The 21604-nt window shown below is 72.6% G+C and carries 7 protein-coding genes and 1 pseudogene; 4 read left to right on the plus strand and 4 right to left on the minus strand.

Annotated features, from left to right (window positions below; translation table 11 throughout):
• Positions 1 to 12: 12 nt before the first annotated feature.
• Positions 13 to 969, minus strand: a complete 957-nt coding sequence (locus tag OHT51_RS40405) for a carbohydrate ABC transporter permease (protein ID WP_328883880.1) — start codon at positions 967 to 969, stop codon at positions 13 to 15.
• Positions 966 to 2375, minus strand: a complete 1410-nt coding sequence (locus tag OHT51_RS40410) for an extracellular solute-binding protein (RefSeq protein ID WP_328883881.1) — start codon at positions 2373 to 2375, stop codon at positions 966 to 968. The genes OHT51_RS40405 and OHT51_RS40410 overlap by 4 nt, the downstream gene beginning before the upstream one ends.
• Before the next feature lie 169 nt (positions 2376 to 2544).
• On the opposite strand from OHT51_RS40410, the gene OHT51_RS40415 reads away from it, so the two are divergent.
• Positions 2545 to 4095 carry a glycoside hydrolase family 32 protein gene (locus OHT51_RS40415; protein WP_328884596.1) on the plus strand — a complete coding sequence of 517 codons (1551 nt, stop codon included), beginning with the start codon at positions 2545 to 2547 and terminating at the stop codon, positions 4093 to 4095.
• A gap of 104 nt (positions 4096 to 4199) precedes the next feature.
• Positions 4200 to 5174 (plus strand): TauD/TfdA dioxygenase family protein, encoded by a 975-nt coding sequence (locus OHT51_RS40420; RefSeq protein ID WP_328883882.1) that lies wholly within the window; start codon positions 4200 to 4202, stop codon positions 5172 to 5174.
• Positions 5175 to 5211: 37 nt separating this feature from the next.
• Here OHT51_RS40420 and OHT51_RS40425 read toward each other — a convergent pair.
• A pseudogene (locus OHT51_RS40425) lies at positions 5212 to 6090 on the minus strand (alpha/beta fold hydrolase).
• A gap of 148 nt (positions 6091 to 6238) precedes the next feature.
• Here OHT51_RS40425 and OHT51_RS40430 point away from each other — a divergent pair.
• Complete coding sequence (locus OHT51_RS40430; RefSeq protein ID WP_328883883.1) at positions 6239 to 8221, plus strand: AfsR/SARP family transcriptional regulator; 1983 nt, start codon at positions 6239 to 6241, stop codon at positions 8219 to 8221.
• A 131-nt stretch (positions 8222 to 8352) separates the two neighbouring features.
• Positions 8353 to 20541 (plus strand): non-ribosomal peptide synthetase/type I polyketide synthase, encoded by a 12189-nt coding sequence (locus OHT51_RS40435; protein ID WP_328883884.1) that lies wholly within the window; start codon positions 8353 to 8355, stop codon positions 20539 to 20541.
• Here the strand turns inward: OHT51_RS40435 and OHT51_RS40440 are convergent.
• Positions 20486 to 21550: an LLM class flavin-dependent oxidoreductase gene (locus tag OHT51_RS40440; protein WP_328883885.1), complete on the minus strand. Its 1065-nt coding sequence runs from the start codon at positions 21548 to 21550 to the stop codon at positions 20486 to 20488. The genes OHT51_RS40435 and OHT51_RS40440 overlap by 56 nt on opposite strands.
• Positions 21551 to 21604 lie beyond the last annotated feature (54 nt).

The raw sequence follows: 21604 nt of genomic DNA on the forward strand, positions 1-21604 counted from the left end.
GGACTCACCGGCTCACTGGTAGTGGACGAAACGCCGGCTGAGCCGGAACTGGAGGGCGGTGACCGCCATGATCAGCACGAACAGCAGTACACCCACCGCCGAGGCCTCGCCGAACCGCAGCTGCTCGAAGGCGCTCTCGTAGATCACCATCACCGCGGTGCGGGTGGCGTCACCGGGACCGCCGTTGGTGAGGACGTACGGCTGCTCGAAGACCTGCAGCGCGTTGATGATGCCGACCACCGACGCGACGAGCAGCGTGGGCGAGAGCAAGGGGAGCGTGATGCCCAGGTGCTTGCGCAGACCGGTCGCGCCGTCGAGTGAGGCTGCCTCGTGGATCTCCTTGGGGATGTTGTTCAGGCCTCCGACGAACAGCAGGAACGAGAAGCCGAACTGCTGCCAGACGTAGACCAGGATCACCGTGGCCATCGCCGCGTTCTCGGACGTCAGCCAGGGCACCGGAGCCACCCCGACGAGCCCCAGCAGCCAGTTCACGACCCCGAAGTCCTGGTTGAACAGGTACTTCATCACCACCGAGATCGACGCGGCGGACAGCACCAGCGGGAAGAAGAACGCCGACCGGAACACCGAGCGCAGCCACACCGGCATCCGCCCGTTCACCGCCAGGGCCAGCACCAGCGCGATCAGCAGTTGCAGCGCCACCGCGAACACCATGAAGACGAGCGTGTTGCGGAAGGAGACCAGCACGGTCGAGTCGGTGAAGGCCTCACGGTAGTTGGCGGCCCCGGCGAAGCGCGGGGAGTCGATGACGTTCCAGTGGAAGAGGCTCAGCACCACCGATCCGACGATCGGTACGACCGTGAAGACGACGATGCCGACGATCGTGGGCGCCAGGAACAGCGTGGCCAGCAGCCGCGCGCCGCGGTCGCGGGCGGAGGGACGGGCCGTGGGGGCCGACGGAGCGGCCGGCCGCTTCGGCCGTACGGCGGCCGGTATCCGGGTGTTCGTCATACGTCACGCTCCATGGCCTTCTCCAGATCGCCCTGCATCCGGCGCAGCGCGGGGCCCACCGCACGCCGCGAGGAGAGCGCGGTACCGGTGTGCTTGAGCAGTACCTGCTCGACCTCGGCGACCTGCGGGGGCGCCGGGATCGGCCCGGTGTCGGGGAACTGGTCGAGGGTGTCGTAGAAGACCTGCCAGCGGTTCGGGCCGGTCTCGCGGTAGCGGTCGGCGGTCAGCATCGAGCGGCGCGCCGGGGTGGTCTGGTTGGTCGTGAACAGCCGCGTCAGGGTGTCGTGGCGGGCGGCGTACTTGATGAACTCCCAGGCCTCCTCCTGCCGTTTCGACGTGCGCAGCAGCGCGTAGCCGGCGGCGCCGTACTGCATGCGCTGGGTGCGCCAGCGGGGGAAGTACTGCACGTCGAAGCCGTCGGACGGCATCCCGGCCTGATGCAGGCCGCCCGCCCAGAAGCCGCCCGCGGGCGTGACCCCCACCCGGCCGGTGGAGAACACACCGATCAGGTTCTGGCCGTTGCCGCCCTCGGGACGGGTGCACAGCCCCTCCTGGATGAGGGAGGCGAGATAGTCGTACGCCTCCTCGACGCGGGCGTCGGTGGCCTGCGGCGTCGTCCACCGGAAGCCGCCCCCGCGTCCCTGTCGCTGGGCGGCCGGGTAGAAGGAGTCCCACAGCCAGCCGCCACCGGGTGCCTTGGACTCGGCGAGCAGGTTGGTGTCGTTGGCGAACAGCCAGGGCACCACGCCGCCCCACAGCCGGTTGGTCCAGAAGTACGGCGTGAACTGGGAACCACTGGACCGCTTCATGTCCCGCAGCAGCGCGGTGAAGTCGTCGCGGGTCCAGTCGGCCGCAGGGAAGGCGGCCCCCGCCCGCTCCAGCACCTGGTTGTTGAGGTACATGTCGGCGGCGTTGAACTCGACCGGCAGCTGGTAGAGGCTGCCCTCGTACATCATCGACTCCACCAGCGAGGGATGGACGTCGGCGAAGTACTCGCGCAGCTCCTCGGCGTCCCGCCGCACCCAGTCGTCGAGCGGGACCCCGAGGCGCTGCGCGAACAGCTGGACGCCCTCGGTGGCGACGTAGACGAGATCGGGCGCCGTGCCCGCCGCGATCTGGGTGAGGATCTTCGCGAAGAAGTCCGACCAGTCGACGGCCTGCACGGCGTTGATCCGCAGCTTGATGTCGGGGTGGACCTCGCTGAAGCCCTCGGTGAGTGTGCGGACGGCCTCCGGTCCGTAGGCGGGGCCGAGCGTGGCGACGACGAGGGAGCCGTCGTCGCGGCCGGGGATGTCGGCTCCGGTGAGCCGCTCCCAGCTCGCGGCGGTGCCCGCCAGCGCGGCGGCTCCCGCGCCGTAGGCGCCGTACCGCAGCAGGGTGCGGCGGGTGAGGTGCGAGTCGGTCATCTGAACGGGCCTAACTCGTGTTAGTCGAGTAGTGATGCCCCAGATGATGGGAAGCGGGCCAGGGCCCTGTCAATAGGTGCGAACCACTTGACCTTTAACGAGTTAGGTCCCAAAGTCCTGATCCCACGAGCCACCGTTCTGACACCTCTGAAGAGAGGAACGATGCGTGATGCGAGGGATGTCCAGGAGAGCGCTGCTCGCCGGTTCGGCGGCGGGAGCCTCGGCCGCACTGCTGGCGACCGCACCGACGGCCGCCGCGAAGCCCAGGAAGGCGGCAGCCGCCTGCGCCAGTTACCGCGCCCAGTACCACTTCACGGTCCCCGACCAGTGGAAGAACGACCCCCAGCGCCCGATCTGGATCGACGGCGAGTATCACTACTACTACCTGTACAACCCGGACTATCTCGCCGGGGGAACCACCACCGGCACCGCCTGGCGCCTGGCCACCAGCACCGACCTGGTCTCCTTCACCGACCGCGGGATCGCCGTGCCGAAGGACACCACCCCCAACGGCGACGTCTGGTCCGGCTCGGCGGTGATCGACAGCGACAACACCGCGGGCTTCGGCGCGGGCGCGGTGATCGTCCTCGCCACGATGGCGCCGGACGAGATCACGCAGGCGCAGTACCTGTACTACTCCACCGACGGCGGCCGCACGTTCACGCCCCACGGCACCGCCCCGGTCCTGCCCAACCCCGGCGTCCGGGACTTCCGCGACCCCAAGGTGATCCGCGACGGGGAACGCGGGCGCTGGGTGATGACCCTCGCCGAGAACGACAAGGTGGGCTTCTACCACTCCACCGACCTGAAGTCGTGGACGTACGTCAGCGGCTTCGTCAAAGGCGGGATCGGCGTCCTGGAGTGCCCGGACCTGTTTCGCATCACCGCCGACGACGGCACCGCGAAGTGGGTGCTCGGCGTCAGCGCGAACGGCAAGGGCGCGGGGCTGCCGAACACGTACGCCTACTGGACGGGCTCCTTCGACGGCACCGCCTTCACCGCCGACGCCGCCGACCCGCAGTGGCTCGACCACGGCTGGGACTGGTACGCCGCCGTCACCTTCGACAAGCACCGGAGCGACGGCTCGGTGGACCCGTCCGTGCGCTACGCGATCGGCTGGCTCAACAACTGGGACTACGCCAACATCACGCCCACCATCGACTGCGACGGCTTCAACGGCACCGACTCGATCGTCCGCGAGACCACCCTGAAGCGGGGATCCGACGGGACATACCACCTCGCCTCACAACCGGTCGCCGCCCTGCACGACCACGTCTCCCGCACGGTGGACCTGGGCGACCTGGAGGTCACCGGCACCCGCGTGCTCGACTACCAGGGCACGGCCTACGAGGTGACCTGCGAGATCACCTGGGACCAACTCACGGGCGCCGGACTCCAGTTGCGCCGTTCACCCGACGGTGCCCGCCATGTCGACGCCGGGATCTACCGTGACTACGCCTTCCTCAACCGCCGCCCCACCGTGAACCCCGACGCCTCCGGCAGATGGCAGGAGAGCCACAGCCCCTTCGACCCGTCCGCCCGCACCGTGCAGCTGCGGATCCTGGTCGACCGCACGTCCGTCGAGATGTTCGTCGACGACGGACGCTATGTGCACTCGTCGGAGGTATTCCCGTATCTGATCGACACCGGGCTCGCGCTCTTCACGATCGACGGCACGGCGGTCTTCCGGAACACGGTGATACGGGAGTTCACGGTCTGAGGCTCTGTCGTGGCCCTGTCGCCAGGCCCGCCGAACACTGTCACGATCTTCCTGGGGCCGGCTCGGACCGGGGCCGGTGCGGACGGACGACCGACGGAGCAGGCATGACGACGGACAGGGCCACAGCGGACGGGACGGAGCGGTTCGCGGGGATCGAGGTGAAACCGGTCGCCGGGCACATCGGGGCGGAGATCACGGGCGTCGACCTGGCCGCGGAGCCGGCCGACGCCGTGGTCGCCGCGATCCGGGCGGCCGTACTGCGCTGGAAGGTGGTGTTCTTCCGCGGGCAGCGGCTGGACCACGCCGGGCATGTGGCGTTCGCGCGCCGGTTCGGCGAACCGGTCGTCCTGCACAAGCGGGGGAGCGCCTCCCCGGCGGACTTCCCCGAGATCGAGACGACCGCCGACCGGCTGGAACTGGGCGGGAGGTTCGGCATGGAGCACGACGAGTGGCTGCGGCGCCGCCGCCACACCCTGCTGCGCGGCTGGCACTGCGACCACGGCGCCCGTGTCGACCCGCCTGCCGCGACGATCCTGCGCGCCGAGACCGTACCCCCGTACGGCGGCGACACGACCTGGTCGAACCTTGCGGCCGCGTACGCCGGTCTGTCCGGCCCGGTGCGGGAGTTCGTGGACGGGCTGCGGGCCGAGCACCGCCTCGGCGTCGGCTACCAGCCCCGGCCCGGCGACGACGCTTACGTCCGGCATCTCCTCGACCATCAGGTCGCCACCCGGCATCCGCTGGTCAGGGTCCACCCCGAGACGGGGGAGCGCATCCTGTACGTCAACGGCTACTACGTCGAGCAGATCGCCGACCTCTCCCGGGCGGAGAGCGCCGCCGTCCTGGAGATGCTGCTGGACCAGGCGACCCGCCCCGAGTACACGGTCCGCTTCCGCTGGGAGCCCGGCAGCGTGGCCTTCTGGGACAACCGGGCCACCATCCACCTCGCCCCCAGCGACAACGCCCACCTCGACTTCCCCCGCACCATGCACCGGGTGATGCTCGCCGGTGATGTGCCGGTGGGGGTGGACGGCAAACCGTCGGAGCCGATCACCGGGACCGAACCGGGACGCTGGTAGCCAACGCCCCCTTTTCAGCTCCGCACGCTCAGCGCGCTCAGCCGGCGATCAGGTCGCGCAGCGCTTTCACGATCTCGTCCGGCGCCTCCTCGGCCATGAAGTGGCCGCACGTGACCGTGGTGTGCCGCAGATCGGGCGCCCAGGCACGCCACAGCGCGGCGGCGTCGAAGCCGAGGGCGGCGCCCCAGTCCTGCTGGAGCACCCCGACCGGCATGCGGAGCGTGGTTCCGGCCGCGCGGTCGGCCCGGTCGTGCTCGATGTCGACGCCGGCCGAAGCCCGGTAGTCGGCGACGATCGAGGGAACGGCCTCGCGGCAGGCCGCCAGGTAGGCGTCGCGGACCTCGTCCGGCACGGCCCGCCGGTCGGAGGTCCAGATGTCGAGGAAGTGGCCGAAGAAGTCGTCCGGCGCGGCACTGATCATGCGTTCGGGCAGGCCGGGCGGCTGCGCCATCAGATAGAGGTGGAAGCCGACGGCGGCGGTGACGCCGTGCATCACCTCCCACATGTCCAGCGTCGGCAGCACATCCACGCAGGCCAGGTGGGTGACCGTGGCGGGGTGGTCGAGCGCGGCACGGAAGGCCACCAGGGCGCCGCGGTCGTGCCCGGCCAATGCGAAGCGCTCATGTCCGAGTTCACCGGCCAGGGCCACGATGTCCGCGGCCATGGTCCGCTTGGCGTAGACGGTGCCGTCGGTCTCGGCCGGCTTGTCGCTGGCGCCGTAGCCGCGCAGGTCCGGGCAGATCACGGTGTGGTCGGCGGCGAGGTCCGCGGCCACGTGGCGCCACATCAGGTGCGTCTACGGGAAGCCGTGCAGCAGGACGACGGGCGGGCCGGAGCCGCCGACGGCCGTGTGCAGGGACACGCCGTCGGCGACGGGGACGCGGTGGTGATCGAAGCCGGCGATGACGGGTGGCATGGCTCCGCTCCTTTCGATTCGATGCGATGAGGGAGGATTTCCCTCGGGAAGATCGGGTTCCTCGATCCTCGCGGCGGCCGATGAGCGGGTGATGAGCAGAGCGGCGGCGTGGCGGCGGTGCCCGGGGAGGAGGACGGCGGTGGAAGACGTGGGGCCAGCCTTTGGTGTGCTCGGACCGGTGACGGCCTGGGACGCGGACGGGAACGCGATCGACCTGAAGGGCCCGAGACACCGCTCGGTCCTCGCCCGGCTGCTCGTGGCCAAGGGCCATGTCGTGCCTGTCTCCCGCCTGGTCGACGACCTCTGGAGAGACGACCCGCCTGCCGACGCCGTGGGCGCCGTACGCACCTTCGTCGCGGCACTCCGCCGCGCCCTCGAACCCGACCGACCGCCCCGCACTCCGGCTCGGCTGCTGGTCACCGACGGCCCGGGCTACGCCCTGCGCGCCGCGAAGGACGCGGTGGACGCCTGGCGGTTCGAGGACTCCGTCACCGCTGCTGGTGGGCTGCCGGCCAAGGAGGCCGCCGTACGGCTGGACGAAGCTCTCGGCTGTTGGCGTGGTCCCGCCTACGCGGAGTTCGCGGAGCAGGAGTGGGCCCGGACCGAGAGCCGGCGCCTGACCGAGCTGCGCCTGCACGCCGTGGAGCTGCGTGCCGAGGCGCTGCTGGCCCTCGGCCTGGCCGACCGCGCCGCCGCGGACCTCCGGGCGCACGCGGCCGAGCACCCTTGGAGGGAGAACGCCTGGCGCCTGCTGGCCCTGGCGCTGTACCGCACGGGCCGGCAGGCCGACGCGCTGGACGTGCTGCGTCGGGCCCGTGCCCTGTTGGCCGAGGAACTCGGCATCGACCCGGGGCCCGGTCTGCGCTCCCTGGAGGCGGACATCCTCCACCAGGCCGACCACCTCGGCGAGGCGCGCGACAACCCCGCCGGCCGGGTCTGGGAGCAGGTGGCCGCCGCCTACGACCGTGCCGTCGCCCCCGGCGCCCGCGCCCGCCTGGAGTCCACGGCAGGTCTGCTGCGCAACCTCGCTGTGACCGGAGGCGGTGGGCTGCTGGCTGCCCGGGAGCACCGGGTCGCGGCCGTCAAGGCCGCGGAGGAGCTGGGAGATGCCGAGCTGACCGCCCGGGTCATCGGTGCCTACGACGTCCCGGCGATCTGGACCCGCCTCGACGACCCGGACCAGGCGGCACAAGTGGTCGCGGCAGCCGAACGCACCCTCATCGCCCTGCCCGCCGAAGAGCACGAGGCGGCCAAGGCCCGGTTGCTCGCCACGATTGCCCTGGAGTCGCGCGGCACCGCGCATGCCCGTGGCCCGCAGGCCGCCCGCCAGGCCGAGGAGATGGCCCGCCGGCTGGACGATCCGGCGCTGCTGGCGTTCGCCCTCAATGCCGTGTTCATGCAGTGCTTCGACAGCACCGGGCTGGCGCCGCGCCGCGCCGAGATCGGTGCGGAACTCGTCGCGCTCGCCACCCGCCACGGCCTGACCACGTTCGAGATCCTCGGCCACCTGATCCGGCTCCAGGCCCTGAGCGCCCTCGGCGACTTCACCGCGGCAGACCGGCACGCGGCCGCCGCCGACGCACTGGCCGTACGCCACGAGGCACCGCTGGTGGGTGTGTTCACCGGCTGGTACGCCGCCCTGCGGCTGGATGCCACCGGCCGGGCACCGGTGACGGAGGTGGAGGCGGCCTACCAGGAGGCGGCCACTCTGCTGCACGGCGCGGGCATGCCGGGCCTGGCCCAAGGCCTGCTGCCGCTCGCGCTGCTGTGCCTGCGCGTGCGGCACGACCTGCCCCTCGGCTTCGACGACGACACGGACTGGGGCCCCTACGCCCCCTGGGCGAGCCCTCTGCTCCTGATCGACCGGGGCCACCGCCCCGAGGCCGCCGAGGCCCTCCACGCCACCCCCGAACCACCCCGCGACCTCCTCCAGGAGGCCCTGTGGTGTCTCACGGCCCGAGCGGCCCTGGTCCTCGGCGACCGAACGACCCTGGCACGCGCCCACACCGCCCTCACCCCGGCGGCGAACGAACTGGCCGGAGCCGGCAGCGGGTTGCTCACCCTGGGCCCGGTCTCGGCGTTCCTGCAGGACATCACCCCTGTCCTCGGCAGGACAGCCGTCACCAATTGATCATTTCTTCCGGTGAACCGGTCGACGAGACTCGTCGTCGTACAGGTGAATGATCGACAACGCTCTGCGCGGGTACCGGACTCCGGCGGGCCCGTCCGCGGGCCTGTCCCGTGCGATGAGGAAGGAAGCGCATGCCGACTCCCGGGCGCCCTACCGCCGACACGCTCGTCGACGTCTTGCTGCACGCCGCCGCCGAGGCCCCCGGGCAGGTCGTCGTCCACGTCCGCGGAGACGGCGGCGAACGCACCGTCTCCTTCGCCGAACTCCGCGACGACGCGCTGCGCGTGGCAGGTGGTCTGCACGCGGCGGGACTGGAGCCCGGCACGCCCGTGCCTCTCCTCGCGGGTCTCGGCGAGGACTTCCAGCCGATGTTCTGGGGAGCGTTGGCGGCGGGCCTCGTGCCGGTGCCGCTGGCTCCGGAGGCGCGTCGCGTGGGGCCGGTGTGGGAGTTCCTCGGCAGGCCCGCCGTCGTCGTGGACGCGACCACGGAGGCGCTGCTCGCCGAGATTCCGGGACCGGTGAACGCACTGCGCCTGGGTGAGCTGCGCAAGGCCGGCCCGCTTCGCTCACTGCCCCGGCGCCGCCCACAGGACCTCGCGTTCCTCCAGTTCTCCTCCGGCAGCACCGGCGCCCCGAAGGGCGTGGAACTCACCCACGAGGCCGTTCTCGCCAACCTCCGCCAGATCCGTACCGCCATGGCGATCACACCTGACGACGTGGTGGCGAGCTGGATGCCGTACTTCCACGACATGGGCCTGATCGGCACCCACCTCGTCCCCATGGCGGCGCGCCTGAAGCAGGTACGCCTGGAACCTCTGACCTTCGCCAAACGCCCGGTCCTCTGGCTGGAGACGACGGCCAGGCATGGGGCGACCCTGCTGTCGGCGGCGAACTTCGCGCTGGCGCTGGCGGCACGGCGGGTGCCGGACCGTACCTGGGCCGGACTGGACCTGAGCTCCGTACGCCTGATGCTCGTCGGCGCGGAGCCGATCGCCCCGCGCGTGTGGCGGGAGTTCACCGCGAAGGCCGGGACGGCAGGACTGGATGCGAGGGCCATGCTCCCGGTGTACGGGCTCGCCGAGGCCACGCTCGCGGTGACCGTCCCTCCGCTCGGCGAGACCGCCGCGCCCCTGCGACTGGACCGGGCGGCACTCAGCCGTGGCCGGGCCGTTCCCGCGGAACCCGGCCCGGACGCCGTCGAGCTGATGGACGTGGGCCGTCCCGTCCCGGACTGCGAGGTCCGTGTCACCGACGATTCCGGCGAGCCGATCGGTGACCGGCGTATCGGTCATATCGAGGTACGCGGGCCTCAGCTGGCTCGCGGCTATCACCGGGCGTCCGAGGCGAGCGCGACCGCGTTCGACGGCGGTTGGCTGCGGACGGGCGACCTCGGCTTCCTGAACGAGGGCCGACTGTGTGTGACCGGCCGCCACAAGGACATCGTCTTCATGGGCGGCCGTACTTTCCACGCCCCCGATCTGGAGGAGACCACCGCCGCCACTCCGGGACTGCCCGGCGGGACGGTGGCGGCCATCGGGTCCACCGATCCGGCCACCGGAGCCGACCGGGTCGTGGTGTTCGTGCAGTGGGCACGGCCCCCCTTGGCTACGGCCCTTCCTGTGCTCGACGCGGCGGCGGCCCGGGTCCGGGAGGCGCTGGGCCACGACGACGTACGGGTGTTGCCGCTGCCGCCGGGAGCGTTTCCCCGGACGACGAGCGGCAAGCTGCGGCGCGCGGTGATGCGCGAGCGGTTCGAGTCGGGTGCCTATGCGGAGGTCGAGGGTCGGTTGTCGGCAGCGCGCGGCGTTGCCCTACACGCGGGCCAGACCTCGGTGGATGAGGCTCGGGACCAGGAGCGCGGTCCGCAGGATCGTGCCGTGCCGCGCTCGCGGCGTGACGTCGAGGACGTGATCCGGGGGATCTGGGCACGGACGCTGGACCTGGCGCCGGCGGCGATCGACCGGAACGACCGCTTCTTCGCCCTCGGAGGCTCCTCCCTCAAGGCGATGGCCGTGCTCGCCGGAATCGAGGACGCCTTCTCCGTCACGGTGGAACCTCGCGTGCTGCGCGACCATGACACCGTGGCCGGCCTGGCCGGGCATGTGCTGGTCCTGCCGACCGGGCGTGACGGTGCGTCAGGTGCCGGAGTGGGGGCGAGCGCGGACGGCAGCGGGGCGTTGCAGCCGACCGGCGAGGGGCCGGGTATTCAGCCGGCCGGGGACCCTGCGCGAAACCGTCCGGTGGCGGTGCTCGGCATGGCCTGCCGCTTCCCCGGTGCGGAGTCGCCCGAGGCCTTCTGGGAACTGCTCGCGTCCGGTCGTGACACGGTCACCGGTGTCCCCGAAGACCGCTGGGAGGGCGCGGGCCGAGGAGAGGAAGAGGGCCGCGAGGGCGGAGGCAGTCATGCGGGCGGCGCGGGCGGCGAAGACGGCGCGGGCGGCGAGGGCCGAGGCGAAAGGTCCGAGAAGGCCCCCGGCGCTGCTCCTCCCCGCTTCTCCGGCTCCTTCCTCCCCGACCCCGCCGCCTTTGACGCCGTCTGCTTCGGCATGGACGACGAGGAGGCCCGTGCCACCGATCCGCAAGCCCGGGTCTTCCTGGAACTGGCCCACGAGGCCCTGGAACGCGCGGGCTACGCGGGGCCGCGGCGGACCGGCCGCAAGGTCGGCGTGTTCGCCGCGGTCGGTGACAGCGGCTACCGCGAGATCCTGGCCGCCGCCACGGACGGCGACCTGGCAGCCCACGCCGGCGCGCTCACCGGCAACCTGCCCAACCTGATCGCCGCCCGCCTGTCTCAGGCACTCGACCTCGACGGCCCCGCCCTGGCAGTGGACACCGCCTGCTCCTCTGCGCTAGTGGCACTCCACTTGGCCCGCCGCAGCCTCCAGAGCGGCGAGTGCGACATCGCCGTCGTCGGGGGCGTCCAACTCGCCCTCACCCCGACCGGCCACCGACTGCTCGAACGCGCCGGTGCGCTTTCCCCGAGGGGCGTTAGCCGCCCCTTCGGCGCCACCGCGGACGGAATCGTGCCCGGGGAGGGCGGAGCGGCCCTCGTCCTCGCCCGCCTGGACGACGCGCAGCGGTCGGGCGGTCCGGTCCTCGCCCTCGTGCGCGGCACTGCGGTCAACAACGACGGCCGGTCGCTGAGCCTGCTCGCCCCCAACCCGCGCACCCAGCGCGAGGTCATCACACGAGCGTACGGCGAGTGCGGCATCGACCCCGCAGCGGTGTCGTACGTCGAGGCGCACGGAACCGGCACTCCGGTCGGCGATCCCGTCGAGGCACAGTCGCTCGGGCATGCGTTCCCGCCCCGCGCGGACGGGCTGGCCCGCCTGCTCGGCTCGGTCAAGGCGAACATCGGGCACCTGCTCAACGCCGCGGGCATGCCGGGCCTGGTCAAGACGATCCTGGCGCTCCAGCACCGACAGGTCCCGCCCTCCCCGAACACCGTTCCGACAGCGCCGTACCTGCAACGCGTCGCACCCGGCTTTGAACTCGTCACCGAGCAGCGGGAATTGCGGGCCCAAGGGTCGGGGCCGCTGATCGCGGGCGTCAACGCCTTCGGCTTCGGCGGCACGAACGCCCACGCCGTCCTTGAAGAGGCGCCTCGACGGACAACCTCCGCGAGTCCGGCCGCCGACGGCCCGCACCTGCTCACGCTGTCGGCCCGCAGTGCCGACGCCCTGCGCGCAGCAGCCACTGATCTGGCCGCCCATGTGCGCACGAACCCGGACCTGCACGAGGCGGACGTCTGCGCCGCCGTGAACTCCGCGCGCGACGACGGTCCCCACCGTCTCGCCATGGTCGCGGACGGCGACCTCGCGAAACGCCTCGACGCGGCCCGCACAGCGGACTTCACCGTCGCCCGGTCCCGCCCTCGGACGGCGTTCCTCCTCCCGGGCCAGGGTGCACAGCGGCCCGGCCAAGGACGCACCCTGTACCGAACGTCCCCGGTGTTCCGGGACGTCCTGGACGAGGCCTCCTCGCTGACGGGGCCCATACGCGGGCGCTCCCTCGCCGAGTGGTGCCTCGACCCCCGTATGGATCCCGAGGAGTTGGCCAGGACGGAGGTCGCCCAGCCGCTGCTCGTCGCGTTCGGGGTGGGCCTGGCCCGTCAGCTGGCGGAGTGGGGCCTGTCGTCCGACGCGGTGGCCGGGCACAGCGTGGGGGAGATCGCGGCGGCGTGTGTCGCCGGTTCGCTCACTCTGGACGAGGCGGTGGGGTTCGCCGCGGAGCGCGGGCGGCTGGTGGGGGAACGGGCCCGCCCGGGAGCCATGGCCGCGGTCAGGGGCGACGAGGAAACCGTCGCCGAGCTGGTCTCCGCGTCCGCCGGTTCGCTGAGCGTCGCCGCCGTCAACGGGCCCGAGCAGGTGGTGATTTCGGGTGCCGAGGACGCCGTCGACCGTGCCCTCGCGGACCTGAGGAGCCGGGGCGTGGCCGCACGCCGGCTCCGTGTCTCCCACGCCTTCCACTCACGGCTGCTGGAGCCGGTCCTCGATCCACTGGGGGACGCCGCGAAGACACTGACGGTCAAGCCGGCGGCCGTTCCGATGCTGAGCACGGTCACCGGCGACTGGCGGCCCGACCTCACGCCCGCCTACTGGCGGGCGCATGCCGTCCAGCCGGTGCGGTTCGGTGCCGCCGTGGCGAGGCTTCTGGAGGAGGGGTACGACACCTTCGTCGAGCTCGGCCCGGGGAACACCCTGGTCGGGGCTGTCCGCGCCGTCGCCGGGGCGCAGGGCGTCTCGGACGTCTCGGTGTCGACGACAGGAATTTCCTCCGTCCCGGACCGCGACGCGGACCCCTCCAGTGCAGGAGCGCTGCTGGAGACGGCAGGCCGACTGTGGACGCGCGGTGCTGCCCTGGATCGTGCGGCTCTGGACCGGACGACCCGGGGCGGCAACCGTCCCGCGGTGCCGGTCCCGACGTATCCCTTCCAGCGCACCCGCTTCTGGCCGCGCAAGCCCGACGAGGCTGCTGTGGTGCGGCGACTCGACTGGAGGGACGCACCGCTCTCGCCTGCCGCCGGGCCCCGTGCCGTGCGGCTGATCGGCGGCGACCGGGCGCTCGGCCGGGCCCTCGCCGAGAGGCTCACCGACCGTGGGGTGACCGTACTGAGGTCCCCCGGGCCGACCGGGATGCCGGCGGATGTCCTGGTGTTGCTGGGAGAAGAGGCGGGCGCCGGCGACGGAGGCTCGCAGTCCCCGAGCCCCGCTTTCTCCTCGACGTCCTCATTGCGCCAGGCACTCGACCTGCTCTCTTCCGACTGTTCCCGCCTCCTGGTGGCCACCGAGGACGCGTACGTCACCGGTATCTCGCAGGAGTCGGCGCGCCCGACGCACTCACTCCTGCACGGTTTCGCCCTCGCACTCCCGGAGGAACACCCAGGCCTCGCCGCCCGCAGCGTCGACCTGTCGTCCCGCGACCCGCTCGACGCGCAGGTCGATGCCCTGGAACGTGAGCTGTACTCGGCCCACGAGCCCGGCGCCGAGGGCGCGGTCGCCTGGCGCTCCGGGCGCAGGCTCGGCCGTACGCCGGCCCAGGTGGCGGACGTGTCGGCGGCGCGCGGGGACCTGCCGCCGGACGGTGCGTACCTGATCACCGGGGGTGCCGGAGGGCTAGGTTCCGCCCTCGCGCGCGACCTCGCGGCCCGCGGCGCAGGCGAACTGATCCTCACCGGACGCTCCCGCACCGTCCCCGACGAACTGCTCGCCGATCTCCGGGCCCACGGCGCCCAGGCCCGGTACCACGCCGCGGATGTCTCCGACGAGGCCGACGTCGACGCGCTGTTCGCCACCCTGCCCCCGCTGGACGGGGTGTTCCACGCCGCCGGAACGGTTCGGCCCGGCACCCTCCGCACCAAGACCGACGCGGAGATCGAGCAGACGCTCGCCGCGAAGGTGCGCGGCACGCTGCTGCTCGCCGAGGCGCTGCGCCGGCACGGCCAGGAGCCGGCCGTATGCGTCGCCTTCTCCTCGGTCTCCTCGGTACTGCCCGGCCTGGCGGGCGCGCTCGGCGACTACGCGGCCGCCAACGCCTTCCTCGACGCCTTCGCCGCCGCCCAGCGCTCGGCGGGCCGGCCCTGGCTGGCGGTCGGGTTCGGGCCGGTGGCGGACGCGGGACTGGCCGCCGGGTCACCGGCCGAGGCACGGCTGCGCGCCCGCGGGGTGAGTCCCATGACCACGCGGGCCGCGATCGCGGGACTGCGGACGGCCGTCGCGACCGGTGCCGCGCACGTGCTGGTGAGCCCCGCGCAGACGCCCGTGGCCGCCGCTCCGGGCCGTCCGCCGGCCGCGACCCGCCCGTCACCGGCCGAAGCCTCGCCTCTCGCCGCGTCTTCGTCGTCGGCCAACGCCCCCGCCGTGACCGACCCGACTCGCACCGCCGACCTGATACGCGGCCTGCTGGCCGAGGCCTTGCACCGCGCCCCGGAGGACATCGGCGACGACGAGCAGTTCCTCAGTCTCGGACTGGACTCGCTGACCGCCGTCGACCTCGCCCGCCGTCTGGAGAGGCAACTCGGGCTCCCCCTGCCCGCGACCCTGCTCTTCGAGTACCGAACGGTCGGCGAACTGACCGCCCACATCGGCGCACAGAACCCGCAAGCCTCCCAGACGCCCGCCACCGTGCACCGCGCCCACGACAACAGCCCGTACCCCCTCACCCCCCTCCAGCGCGCCTTCCTCACCACCGAGGAGTTGTACGAGGGCATCACCTCCTACGGCTACATCCGCCAGACCGTCCGCGGCCCCCTCGACCCGGCCCTCCTCGGCCGAGCCCTCGCCCAACTCGCCGCCCGCCACCCCATGCTGCGTCTGCGGATCACGGGAGACGGTTCACCGCCGCGCCAGTACACCGCGGCAGCCGAGCCCACTGACCGGGCACCCCGCTGGTACGAGGTGCACGAGCCGGACGACACCCTGCCGCCCTTGTCCGACCTCGAACGGCGGCTGTACAACCGCCCGTTCGACCTGACCGCCGAGGATCCGGCGCGTGCCGTCCTGGTTCGCGATCGCAGGGACGAGCACCTCGCCCACCTTCTGCTGGTCGTGCACCACAGCGCCGCGGACGGCTTCAGCCTCAAGGTCCTGTGCGAGGAGCTGTGGTCGCTCTACACCGCGCTCGCCAACGGCCGCCCCCTTGAACTCCCCGCCCCACGCGCCGAGTTCGCCGACTACGCCGCCCTGGTCACCGCCGACCGCCAGTCCCCGGCCTTCACCCGCGACCAGCAGTACTGGCGTGACCGCATCGCAGAGCACAGCGCGACGGCCGCGTCCATGACCCTGCCCTACGACGGCGACCCGGAGGCACTCCCGGCGCCGCCGCTCACCCACCACCAGACCACCGTTGGCGCCTCACTCACGGCGGCGCTGCGGGAGGTGGCCGCCCGCCACGAGGTCTCCCTCTTCCATCTGCTCCTCGCGGTGTACGGCCGCTGCCTCGCCCGCTGGGGCGGACAGGGGGCCGTCGCCGTGAACGTGGCGCGTGCCCGCCGCGAGGCGGCCCTGCCCGGGATCGACCTTCTCGTGGGCCCGCTCGCCGACACCCTGCCCGTGTTCGCCGCCGTCGACCCTGCCGAGCCCGTGACGGTACTGGCCCGGCGGTTGCAGCGGATCTGGCGGGAGGCGGAGTCCCACGCGACGCTCGCCAGCCCTGACATCGCCGCGCTACTGCCCACCACCGGCCTCGCCCCGCGCACGGTCGCCCCGGCCGGTTTCAGCTTCGCCCGTTTCCCGGTGAGCCACGGCCAGGACTGGCCGGTCACCGTGACCCCGACCGCGGCGGCCACCGCCTCCGCCGCGACCAGGCTCGGCCTGCTGTGCTGGGAGTCGGACGCGACCCTGCGCCTCTCCTGGAACCACCCTGCGCAGCTCTTCCGAAGCGAGACCGTCGAACGCCTCGCGGAAGACTATCTGGAGGAACTGCGGGCCGCGGCCGGTCAGTTGATCCCCGCGCAGCGGTACGACGGCGACGCCGGGATCGTCGGCCGACTGTGTGCACAGTTCCGGGCGACACCGCGAGCCGTCGCGGTGGACACCGGCCGTACCACGCTCACCTACGCCGGACTCGACGCCGCCACCGGCGCCCTCGCGGACCGGCTGCGAGCGAGTGGCGTACGCCGCGGCGACCTGGTCGGCCTGCTCACCGAGCCGGGCCCGGACACGCTCGTCGGCGTCGTGGGCATCCTGCGTGCGGGCGCCGGTTGGGTGCCCATGGACGCGACCCATCCCGTGGCGCGGCTGCGGGACCAGGTGAAACGCACCGGGGTCGGCGCAGTGGTCTGCCACGGTGCGACGCGGGATGCCGTCGCCGCGCTGGACGGCATCACACCGGTGGCCGCCGACGAACGGCCCCCCGCCGAGCCGTCTCCGAACGAGCCGCCGCCCGCCGACCCCGACGCGATCGCCTACGTGATCTTCACGTCGGGTTCCACGGGCCGTCCCAAGGCCGTCCCGATCACCCACCGGTCCATGCTCAACTACCTCGACTGGTCACTGGCCACCTTCGGTTACCGCCCCGGAGACCGCCTCGTGCAGACGGCGTCCGTCTGCTTCGACGCCTCCGTACGCCAGTTGCTGGCACCGCTGCTGGTGGGCGCCACCGTTCACACCCTCACCCGCGACCTCCTGCGCGACCCGGAAGCCCTGCTGGACCGGATCGTCAACGACCGGATCACGGTGTGGAGTTCGGTACCGACGCTGTGGGAGCGGCTGCTGACCGCCGCCGAGATCCGCGCGAGGCAGGACGGGACACCCCCGGACCTGTCGGCACTGCGCTGGGTCCACGTCGGCGGCGAGGCGCTGCCCGCGGCGCACGTACGCCGCTGGTTCGACCTCCTCGACGGCTGCGGGGGACCGGAGCACAGGATCTCCAACCTGTACGGGCCCACCGAGACCACCATCAACGCCACCTGCCACGTCATCGACGCCCGACCGGCCGACGACGTACGCCAGTTGCCCATCGGCCGGCCGGTCGCCGGGACCGAACTGGCCGTCGTCACCGAGGACGGGCGTCCATGCGCCCCCGGCGAGGCCGGTGAACTGCTCATCGCCGGAACAGGTCTGACAGCCGGATACCTCGGCGAGCCGCAGCTGACCGCGCGGGCCTTCGTCGAGCGCGAAGGCCGCCGCTGGTACCGCAGCGGCGACCGGGTCCGCCGGGCGGCGGACGGGGTACTGGAGTTCCTGGGCCGCCTCGACGACCAGGTCAAGGTCCGCGGCCACCGTGTGGAACTCGGCGAGGTCGAGGCCGCGCTGCTCGCCCACCCGGACATCGCCCGCGCCGCCGTCCTGCTGATCGACGGACGCCTGGTGGCGTACCTCGAACCCCGGTCCGGCACGGCCGAGCCGGACGCACGCGAGGTGCGCGCCTTCCTCTCCCGTGTCCTGCCGCCGTACATGCTGCCCGGACGCATCCCCACGCTCCCGCTGATGCCCCTGACCGGCACCGGCAAGGTCGACCGCAACCGGCTGGCGCGCGAGAGTGAGGGGACGACGAGCACGGATGCTTCCGGCGTCGTCGACGATCAGGGTGTGCAGCCCGGAACCCCGCCCGCCACTGCGACCGAGCACACCGTTGCGCGCATCTGGTCGGCCCTGCTGGCTGTACCGGACGTGACCCGCGAGGACGACTTCTTCGAACTCGGCGGGGACTCCATCATGGTGCTGGAACTCTTCGCCCGCCTGCGCGAGCAACTTCCCGCGGTCCCAAGGCCGACGACGGTCTACACCCACCGCACGCTGAGCGCACTCGCGGCGGCTCTTGATGCGGCAGCCGACACTCCCGTCCCCGAGCCGTCGCCCGATTCGACTCCGGACTCCGCGCCCCCGCAGCTCGCCGGCCCCTTTCCCCTCACGCCGTCCCAGCGCGGATTCCTGCTCGCCGAGACCATCGACCCGGGGGCGGGCTCCGGCTGGCTCGCCCGTTTCCGGGTGAGCGGGTCGCTGCGCCATGACGTGTTCCAGCGCGCCGTCGACGTATTGGTCGCGCGGCATCCGATGCTGCGGACCGTCTTCCCCGCGGGCGCCCGTCCGCCGGTTCAGCAGGAGCTGCCGGACTCGTTGCGCCTGCCCGTGGAGACGGAGACCCTCGCGCACCCCGACCTGCTGGAGCGGCGGATCGCCGAGGAGGCCGGGCGCCGACTGGAGCCCTGGGCCTGGCCGTTGCTGCGGCTGCGGCTGTTCACCGTGGCACCCGGCGAGCACGTGCTCGCCGTGCACGCACACCACCTCATCGGCGACGGCTTCAGCGCCGCGCTCCTCGCCGGGGAACTGCTCACCGCGTACGACCGCCTCGACCGCGGTCTTCCGCACGGCCTGCCGCCGCTCGACAGCACCTTCCGCGACCACGTGGCCCTGTCCACCGCCCGCCCGCAACCGAACGGACCCGAGGCCGAGGGCTACCGCACCCGCCTCCGCGCGCCCTACACGCCCCCCGCGCTGCGCCGGCCGACCACCCAGGAGACCCCTGAGTCCCAACCGGCCTTCCACACCACGGGCTTCACCCTGGACGCCGCCACGACCGGCGGACTGCGCCGGCTCGCCCGAGCGGCACACCGCACCCTGTACGCACCGCTGCTCACCGCGTACTACCGCGCCCTGGCCGAACTCACCGGACAGCGCGACCTGATGCTCGGCCTCGCCGTGACCGGACGTGAGGAGTCCACGCCGGACGCACACCGGCTGTTCGGCCCGTTCGCGGAAGCGGTGGCGCTGCGCCCGGCTCTTCCCGGAAGCTCTGGAGGGCAACAGCCGGGCTTTGCCGACGACTTGCGGCGTCTTGCCGCGGAGACGGACCTGGCCAGGGCCGAAGGCCCCAGCGACGTGCGCTCGGCGGCCGGACTGCCGCGCCACGCCCAGTTCTTCTTCACCTTCCTCGACTTCACGTCCCTCGGCTCCGAGGAGGTCCGTGCGGGCCTGACCCTGCACGCGGACGAGTCCGACACCTCCCTCGCCCCTCCGCCGGTGGGCACCGATGTGTTCCTCGCCGTGCGGCCGTTGGCGGACGGTGAAGGCCTGCGCATCACCGTGCGGGCTCCGGCGGCGGCCCTGACGTCGGGCGAAGTCACCGGGTTCGCCGAGGAGATGCGGAGGCAACTGCGGGAGGCGCTCAGGGATGCCGTCCCCGCCCCCGCTCGCGAGGGCCGCCGGCGACGCCCCGACCTCGACGCCGCGCTCGTCGGCTACCTGCCCGCGCCCCACCACCTCGCCGCCCTCGCCGGACTGCCGTACGACAGCCCCGGCCTCGGGCGCGAGGAGATCCGGGCGCTCCTGTTCCCGGACGGCCGGCCCCGCCTGCTGGAGGAGACCGGCACCCCGCTGGGGAACTCCGGCTTCGTCGCCCTTCCGCTCTTCGCCGACGAGCTGGCCCCGGCCGGCGACCTGGCGGCCCGCACCGCCCGCGCCGTCGAGCACGCCGCCTCACTCGGCGCCCGCTGCGTCTCGCTCGCGGGCATGATCCCGTCGCTCACCGGCTACGGCTACGACGTCCTGCGGGAGACCACGGCCGGCGCGGAGATCACCACCGGACATGCGTCGACGACCGTCGCCGTGGTCAAGACCGTCCACGCCGCGCTCGCGGCGACCGGCCGTCGCCTCGACGATCTCTCCCTCGCCGTCGTCGGATGCGGCTCGATCGGCACCTCGTCCCTACGACTGCTGCTCGCGACGGCATCCGGTCCACCGGCCCGGCTGCTGCTGTGCGACCTGCCCGGCAGCACCCCGCTACTCGAACGGCTGACTGCGGACCTGGCGTCCGAGTATCCGCCTGCGGCGATGCCCGTGCAGGTCGTGGAGTCGGGGCTGACGCTGCCCGCGGAGGTCTACGAGGCCGACGTGATCGTCACCGCCGTCAGCGGCGCGTCGACTTTGCTGGACGTCGACCGGCTCCGCCCCGGCACGATCGTGGTCGACGACTCCTTCCCGCACTGCTTCGACACCGGGAGGGCACTGGACCGGATGAGCCGGGAGCAGGACGTGCTGGTCATCGGCGGTGGCCTGCTGGCCCTCGACTCGACCCGGACCCGGCTCAGCGAGGACCTGCCGGCCGTGGCGAGCGCCGGCTTCGCCCTGCGGTCCGGGATTCCGGCAACCATGGCCTCGTGCCGACTTGAGTCACTGCTCCACGCCCACCTCAGGGCCTGCGGCAGGCCGCAGAGCGAACTGCCATTGACCCACGGCCTCGTCGACCTGCCCCGCGCCCTCGCTCACTGGGAGGCGGCCGAGGCCGCCGGGATCCGGCCCGCCCCGCTGCACCTGCTCGACCGGGTCATCGTCCCAGGCGCCACCCCAGCGCCGGCCCGAGCCGGCCGGCGAGATCGGTGAGGATCTGCACATAGTCCTCGTGCCCGAAGGTGAAGGGCAGCGCGAACGCCACCTCGTCCACCTCGCGGAACGCGGCGTGGGCGTGGAGGCGTTCGGCGATCTCCTGCGAGCTGCCGACGAGGTCCGGCGCGAACAGCAGCCGCGCCGGACCCTGCGGTGACTTGGTCCGCGGGGTCCGCTCGGCCACGTACTCCTCGTACTTCGCACGCTGCTTCGGCGTGGCGGAGTCGGTGGGGATGACGACGAGGCCCTGGGAGACACGGGCGTTCTCGCCGTCGGGATGATGGGAGCGGAAGGCGCGGATGTGGGCGAGCTGGATCTGCTCGAAGTCCGGTGCCGCCGCCGTGTCCTCGGGGCCCTCGGCCTTGACGACGCTGCTCGTCAGGAAGTTCATTCCGTGCTCGCCGGCCCACTGGGCGGAACGCATGCTGCCGCCGCCGTACCACATCCGGCTGCCGAGGCCGGGGGACTGCGGCTGGACGCGGTCCGAGCTGTATTCGATCTGCGGCTGCCGCCGCCCGGCCTCGAAGCCCTCGACCCTGCTGAAGTCCGTGGCCGGCTTGCCCCGAACGAAGTCCAGCAGCCGCCGCACCCGCTCGTACCCGAAGTCCTCGGCGTCGGCCGTGTCGGGGTAGAGGGCCTCCTTGACCCGGTCGTAGTGCATCGGCGGGCCCACGCTCACGCCCGGATTGAGGCGGCCGCCCGACAGGAGGTCGACGGTCGCCAGATCCTCCGCAAGGCGCAGCGGGTTCTCCCAGCCGAGCGGGATCACCGCGGTGCCGAGTTCGATGCGGCTGGTGCGCTGCGAGGCCGCCGCCAGGACGGCGACGGGGGAGGAGATGCCGTACTGGAGATGGCGGTGGCGGAGCCATGCGCTGTCGAAGCCGAGCCGTTCGCCCAGCTCGATGATCTCCAGCGTGGACTCGTGGCCGCGGCGCGGATCCGCCTCGTCGAACAGCCCGATGGTGAGGAAACCCAGCTTGCGCAGCGGGCGTGAGGTCGACGGCATGAGCCCCTCCATCATGGAAGCTTCATTGAACCTTCAATGGCGTATGGCACTGCC

Origin of the sequence: Streptomyces sp. NBC_00299 (genome assembly GCF_036173045.1) — a bacterium.
Classification (GTDB): domain Bacteria; phylum Actinomycetota; class Actinomycetes; order Streptomycetales; family Streptomycetaceae; genus Streptomyces; species Streptomyces machairae.